The sequence below is a fragment of the Rhodococcus yananensis genome (assembly GCF_020515525.1).
Classification (GTDB): domain Bacteria; phylum Actinomycetota; class Actinomycetes; order Mycobacteriales; family Mycobacteriaceae; genus Rhodococcus; species Rhodococcus yananensis.
This window is the reverse complement of sequence record NZ_JAIYEP010000130.1, coordinates 1-6,100: the sequence shown is the minus strand read 5'-3', so window position 1 is coordinate 6,100 and position 6,100 is coordinate 1. Positions and strand designations below refer to the sequence as shown.

The window sequence follows — 6,100 nt, the reverse complement described above, 5'->3', positions numbered from 1 at the left end:
GGGCTTCGACCGCCATCCTCGTTGCTCGTTCCTTCAGCTCAACGCTGTACTTCCGTGGTGCTGCCATGCTCTCCATCCTTCACAGGTTCGAGAGCCTCCGACAGACCCGGGGCGATTCAGGGCGAGGACTTCCGGGCCACCTACCGGCAGCATCGCCCGATGGTGGAACGCTCCATCGCCTGGCTCACCCGAGGCGCCCGACGAGCCCTATCGCGGGGTGGATAAGAACAACAGCTGGCTCCACCACCGCGCCGCCGCCCTCAACCTACGTCGACTGCTAGCCATGGGCCTGACCCACCAGAACGGAGCTTGGGCCCTGGCCTGACCAGCAGTTAGGGGAGCCGCCTCTCGCCGATGGCCGGTGAGACCGCGCATAATCACATCAAGTGGACCGAAGGCCCTCGGTCGTCGCACCCAGAGTGCTGACCTAAAACGCCGCTCGCCATCCCACCGGTGACGCCCGGGCCCGCCGCTCACACGACCGCCAACCCCAATAGCGCCTTGTTCAGCAGTCTCCTAGGTGAAGTCAGTGACCCACACCCGGTCCGGGCGATCGGAGGTGAAATCCCGGTCCAGCAGGATCGGCGCCCGAACAGCGTCCGAATCCGGGGAGGTCGTGTACACCTTCTTGGCCCTAACCGCCCCGGATAGATCCAGCGTGCGCATCGCCCGGTCCACCGCTACTGGCCTGGCTGAGGTCAGCCCGGCGTCGATGTCGGCCTGCACCGCCCACCTCCGGACCGTCTCCTTGCCCAGCCCCAACCGGCGGGAAACCTGGGTCGGTCCAGTGGATCGAGGCCTAGTCGCAATCGTTCTGCTGTCGCCCGAAGTCAGTAGCGAGCCAATCCTCGATCGAGGACTCAGAGAAGTCGTGAACATCAACACCGAAGGGCGCCGGCTGGGCAGTGGCGTTCTGGATGCGGTCAAGGCGGAACAGCCGCCAATCGTCTCGCTGAGTGTCGAAGGCTATGAGGTACCAGATGCCGTCGCGCAGGACGTGTCGGTGTGGCTGGACCCGGCGCTCGCCGACCTGCCCGTGTTGGTCTGTGTAGCTGAAGCGCATGTGCTGGCGCTGGTCAACCGCGTCTGCCAGGGCACTCAACAATGACCAGTCCGCCGGGCCGGCAGCGGGAGTGATCACCTGGGTTGCCAGCGCCGTCGCGGTTGCTCTGCGTCGCAGGGTCGGTGGCAGCAGTTGCTCCAGCTTGGCGCGCACGGCGGTCGTCGCAGCGTCCGCCTCCCCCGCTTCCAAGACCAGCAGTCCCGTGACAAGAGTGCAGACTTCGTCGGCGTCGAGCAACAGGGGCGGGATCCTGAGGCCCGGCACCAACCGATAGGCACCACCGGGCCCGGGAGCGGAACTGATGTCGTACCCAAGAGAGCGCAGCCGCGCGATGTCCCGGCGAACGGTCCGGTCTGCGATGTCGAGACGCTGCGCCAGCTCCGATGCCGTCCACGCGCGTCCCGTCTGTAGAAGAGATAAAAGGAGCAGGGCGCGTGACGAGGGGCTCTCCATACGTCCATTGTCGCGCGAGATGCGGACCAGAACAGGCCGGATCTGCAGCTAGCGTAGCTGAGCGAGACCTCGTGAAAGGAGACCCGAATGAGAATCGCGGTCACGACACCCATGGGCCATGTCGGTCAACACGTCACATCCATGCTCATTCGAGCTGGGGTGCGCCCACTGCTACTGGCTCGAACCCCAGAGAAGATCCCCCACACGGTGCGGCACTACGCCGACATCGTGGAGGCCGACTCCAGCGACCCCGAGCAGGTCACCGCGGCCACACGTGGCGCGGAGGCGCTCTATTGGGTAGACCCCAGCGCCTTCTCGACCGATCCCCTCAGGGACTACGCGCTTGCCACTGGCGCCCTTGTTGAGGCGGTCACCACCAACGGGATCGGCCGCGTGGTCTTCCAGAGCAGTATCGGCGCCGAGAAGCGCCATGGTGTCGGCGAGATCGACGGCCTCGCCGGCACCGAGGTCGCTCTGGATGCCCTCGACGTGGACGTCACCCATCTGCGCTGCGGCTACTTTTTCACCAACCTGCTCCTGGATGTCGAAGCCGTGCGTCAGGGACGCCTGCGCACGGTTCTCCCACCGGACCAAGAGCTGAGCTGGGTGGCTCCGCGCGACATCGCGGAGATCGCCACCTTCATGCTGCTCAATACCCAGTGGCACGGCCACCGGGTCCAAGCGGTGCACGGGCCTCAGGACCTGTCCTGGTCTCAGGTGGCCACGATCCTGACGGACCACGTCGGACACCCCGTGCGAGTGGAACGTATCAGCGACACCGAGATGCGTGAGCAGTACCTCGCCGCCGGGATGCCTCCGAAGATGGCCGACGCCGTCCTGGGGATGAGTACCGGACTTCGTGACGATTTCCGCCCCGAACAGCCGCGGACTCTAGCCACGACGACACCAACGACGTTGGCCAGCTGGATTCACGACGAGCTCCTCCCGGCGCTCTGACCGACAGGCCGGTCACCGCACTGCCCGCCGCTGCGATGGGCGCGTCCGGTCGTCTACGGCGGTTACCGACCAGCGAGGTCGCCACGCGTCTGCAGGTGTCCTGGCCGACGGTGATCGAGCTGCGGGCGATCGTTCATTCCGACCGTGGAAGTGTCGGCGGATTCAATCGGTCGCCTACACCTCGCTCGCCTACCGAATCCTGATCACGGATCTCGAAGTGCGTTCCTCGATGGACCCCGGACATCGCCATGGGTAGCGACAGCGTCGGGCCTGCGACGCTGTCGGCAGCACGAAGCCGCAGTCGTGCAACGCGTGCACTGCCGGACATCGTGAAGTGCTTCACGGCCAAGTGGCGGACGGCTTCGGCAGCAACGTGGGGCGGCGTCGACGACGGGGAGTGGCCGTCGGATGCCTTCGCCGTGAATGACGATCTCGCCGAGCCAGGCCCGGTGATGTCCCGAAGCGGCCGTGCCGCCCGGCGAGTTCTCCCGGAATTTCGTGAGGGTAGTTCGGGGCGTGTCGCCGAGGCAGCCGTCGAGAGATAACGAAGGTTGTGCTTGTCGAAGTCGAAACGGGCGCGGACCATGGCTCGGGCGCCACCACATGATATGGGCGCCCTGGGAATCGTTAGCCCAGTCGCTCCGCGAGACGCGGCACGCCAGCTCCGGTGAGCTGATCGAGGTGGCTCCGGCGGCAGTATCGCCGACCTTGCCCAGATGTGCCGCCAGCTTGGTGCCTTTCACGCCGATGCCCGTGACGGCCAGGACTACGACGGCGAAGACGCCCTCGGCAGCGGGCGGTCGGCGCAGCAGGCTGCCGCGGCGCTCAAGCAGGCCGCCACCGCACTGGCGGCTGCCGAGAAGGCGGTGACGCAGGCTCACGCGGCGAACTCCCGTATCCGGTGGAACCCCGAGCCGTAGGAGCAGTAGCCGTAGGAGCAGTAGCCGCCGACACTGCTGGCTGTCCGCTCCGTCGGCGCCGCGTCCGCCACCTCCCGCCCACCTTCGTCAATGCACCACGTCCCGCCACGTCTGGCGGGGCGTTTGCTGTTTCTCCAACTCCGAGCCCAGACGTACAGGGCCTGTGTGGGCTGCGGCGCCGACACTGCTGCACCGGCGAACCGCCGGGGCACAGTGAGCGCACTCGGTTCGCCGACACGTGGCGACTGACACCAGACCCGGGCCCCCGTTGCTGGCCACTCGCGGCGGGGGCCCGCACACACGACAGAAACACGAGAACGAGGTCACTATGTCTTTCCACAGCGAATGGTTCGACGCCCGCAACACCCACGTCGGGTTCCTGACCGAAGGAGACGAGCCCGACTGGTGCGATGAGCCGGTCACGGGGGAGGTCGCCGTCGTGTTCTCCGCAGACACCGGCGCCGTCATCGAAGGCAGCAAGGACACCGTGCGCCGGTTGCTCACCGCCGCCCTGGACGGTCTCGACAAGCTGCTCTGAACTGCCCCTGCCGCTCGACTGGCGCGGGTTTCTACTACGAGGGGATCCACCATGGAACATATTCAGACGGTCATCTACATCGCGTCGACCGCAATTCTTGTGATCGCGTCTCTCGCACTGATTGGCGGCTTTGGATCGCTTCTGGCAGGCCACGACGCCGAACGGGGAGGCGGGCCACTTCCACTCCTCGGCGCGGCATTTGCATTCTTGGGGATCATGGCGAAGTTCGCGATCACTGCGCTGATCGACCTCGGCGAGTCTGAGGCCGCAGACCGAGGCGCCTCCGGAGTCCCAACCCCGGCCACAGTCGAAGACAAGGTTTCACCGTCGCTGCCAGCGGATCCCACGCCTCACATACCGCCCGTCACCCTGGTAGAGCTGACCGACATTCCAGGATGGTTCTGGCCCTTCCTCGGTATTTCCACACTGGTCGTGGCGCTTGTGCCCGCTGTAATCGCGCTGGCTCGGCGAACCCTTGGCGACCGCCGGCAGCGCAGTGAGCTGCGGCAGGAGGCCGATCGTCTGTGGGATCTTCACGTCCGCGACCTCAACGAGCTTAAGGCCGCGTACACGGCCTTCGAGACCGATCCGTGGACCGCGTTCCGCCGACCCTTGCTGGCAGACGTCACTGAACCCCTGACCGCGGAGTTCCACCAGAGATTCGCCCACGCCCAGGACCTGCACGCTGAGCAGCGGGCGACCAGCAGGGAGTTGGTCGATCTGTTCGGTGATGCGGTCAGGGCCGCCACCGCGGCGTGGTCGGCCGCCGATCAGCACGCCCGCGCGGTCGCAGTGCCCATCACCACAGACGCTGAGCGCCGCCGCCTCCGCCGGGCAGAGGACGCGTTGCGGCTGGCCTTGGACGAACGCACCTGCCCCGCCGAGAGGACCGTCGCTCTGGCCAGGGTCGCGCATCTCATCGCTGGCCTGACTGTCATGCCCACCAAGGCCCGCACCACCATCGTTGCCGAACTGGAGACCAAGACACGGCTGGCCATTTCCGGCGGGTGACTGTCTGAGCAGGCCACTGCGCCCAGATGGCCAGACAGCGGCGAGAGGATCCACATGCAACGCGCCATTGGATACGCGCTACTGGTGGCCGCCTTGGCGATCCTCGGCGCAGCCCGTCTACTGTTACGCCGCGGCGGATACCAGCCACAGGTCGGGCGGGCGCTGGGCCACACGTCGCTGTCACAGTCGACGGTTACCGTGTGCGCCCGTGGACGAGATTGTGGACCAGATCCGTGTCGCGTCGCAGCGGATCGACCAGGCCCGGTTCCTGGAGCTGCTGCGGTGGCACAGGGTCGTGGCCGGCCTGCCTGAGCTGGATTGGTCGCAGCCAGGCGTCTACACGCAGGCGGTAACGGAGCTGACTCCCGAGCGAGCTGCTGAACTCCTGCGTGACGCGCAGCGTGCGGGCCGGGATCTGCGCGGCCACCGGCGCGGCGCCGACGGCAAACCGCAGTTCCGGCAGGGTCGTACCTTGCGCGACCGCTTCAGTTGAGCGCCGCGGCGCACCGCATCGCGTCGGACTGTCCAGCTAGGAGACTGCTGAACAATGCATAATCACATCAAGTGGACCGAAGGCCCTCGGTCGTCGCACCCAGAGTGCTGACCTAAAACGCCGCTCGCCATCCCACCGGTGACGCCCGGTCCCGCCGCTCACACGACCGCCAACCCCAATAGCGCCTTGTTCAGCAGTCTCCAAGCGGGGCCGGCCGACCGTGGGTGACGGACCCGGGACGGTGGTGCCGGTGCGGATGGACGCGGCCCTGCTCGAGGCGTCGAACGCGCGCGCCGAGCAGGAGCATGTGTCCAGGTCCGAGGCAATTCGTGAAGCGGTGCGTGCCTGGACCCGGGTCGCGTGAAGGCGCACAGATCCGCGCTCGAACACGGGACGAGTTGCTCATTCACGCCATGAAGGCCCGACCGCAGTACTTCGACCTGTTGCCGTGACCGTCTGACCGGCCCGGCACGGCGGCCTCGTCGCGAGGGCTTCCGGTGTCCGGTGAACCGAGGAGCCCGACGACCGTCTCGCAACCAAGGACTCGCTCGATCTCAACGGAGCCGACGACCTCGGCGTGCGGCAGCCCGTTGCGGAGGCGGACCCGGTCCTCGGGTTTCTCCGGCACCGAAGGGGCACGGAACACCCGTTCTCGGAGCACTGTT

General features: G+C 66.8%; 8 protein-coding genes and 2 pseudogenes. 7 read left to right on the top strand and 3 right to left on the bottom strand.

What is annotated here, in order from left to right:
* Positions 1 to 141: 141 nt before the first annotated feature.
* A pseudogene (locus tag LDQ05_RS19015) lies at positions 142 to 325 on the top strand (transposase); the annotation flags it as partial.
* Between the two features lie 191 nt (positions 326 to 516).
* On the opposite strand, the gene LDQ05_RS19010 reads toward LDQ05_RS19015, so the two are convergent.
* Together LDQ05_RS19010 and LDQ05_RS19005 are read right to left on the bottom strand one after the other, a co-directional pair.
* Positions 517 to 726, bottom strand: coding sequence for a hypothetical protein (locus LDQ05_RS19010; protein WP_372461161.1), 210 nt, complete (start codon positions 724 to 726; stop codon positions 517 to 519).
* A 73-nt stretch (positions 727 to 799) separates the two neighbouring features.
* Positions 800 to 1,516 carry a helix-turn-helix transcriptional regulator gene (locus LDQ05_RS19005; RefSeq protein ID WP_226438514.1) on the bottom strand — a complete coding sequence of 239 codons (717 nt, stop codon included), beginning with the start codon at positions 1,514 to 1,516 and terminating at the stop codon, positions 800 to 802.
* An 87-nt stretch (positions 1,517 to 1,603) separates the two neighbouring features.
* On the opposite strand from LDQ05_RS19005, the gene LDQ05_RS19000 reads away from it, so the two are divergent.
* The 6 genes and pseudogenes from LDQ05_RS19000 to LDQ05_RS18975 form a co-directional block, all read left to right on the top strand.
* Positions 1,604 to 2,473, top strand: a complete 870-nt coding sequence (locus LDQ05_RS19000) for an NAD(P)H-binding protein (RefSeq protein WP_226438513.1) — start codon at positions 1,604 to 1,606, stop codon at positions 2,471 to 2,473.
* Positions 2,474 to 3,189: 716 nt separating this feature from the next.
* The gene (locus tag LDQ05_RS18995) at positions 3,190 to 3,393 is read left to right on the top strand and encodes a hypothetical protein (RefSeq protein WP_226438512.1); all 204 of its coding nucleotides are present in this window, start codon (positions 3,190 to 3,192) and stop codon (positions 3,391 to 3,393) included.
* 328 nt (positions 3,394 to 3,721) lie between these two features.
* Positions 3,722 to 3,931: a hypothetical protein gene (locus LDQ05_RS18990; protein ID WP_226438511.1), complete on the top strand. Its 210-nt coding sequence runs from the start codon at positions 3,722 to 3,724 to the stop codon at positions 3,929 to 3,931.
* Positions 3,932 to 3,982: 51 nt separating this feature from the next.
* Entirely contained in the window at positions 3,983 to 4,942 is a 960-nt protein-coding gene (locus LDQ05_RS18985) for a hypothetical protein (protein ID WP_226438510.1), read from the top strand.
* Positions 4,943 to 5,150: 208 nt separating this feature from the next.
* Entirely contained in the window at positions 5,151 to 5,435 is a 285-nt protein-coding gene (locus LDQ05_RS18980) for a hypothetical protein (RefSeq protein ID WP_226438509.1), read from the top strand.
* 202 nt (positions 5,436 to 5,637) lie between these two features.
* Positions 5,638 to 5,799 (top strand): annotated as a pseudogene (locus LDQ05_RS18975) (ribbon-helix-helix domain-containing protein); the annotation flags it as partial.
* 42 nt (positions 5,800 to 5,841) lie between these two features.
* On the opposite strand, the gene LDQ05_RS18970 reads toward LDQ05_RS18975, so the two are convergent.
* A partial coding sequence (locus LDQ05_RS18970) for a hypothetical protein (protein WP_226438508.1) occupies positions 5,842 to 6,100 on the bottom strand: 259 nt, incomplete at its 5' end.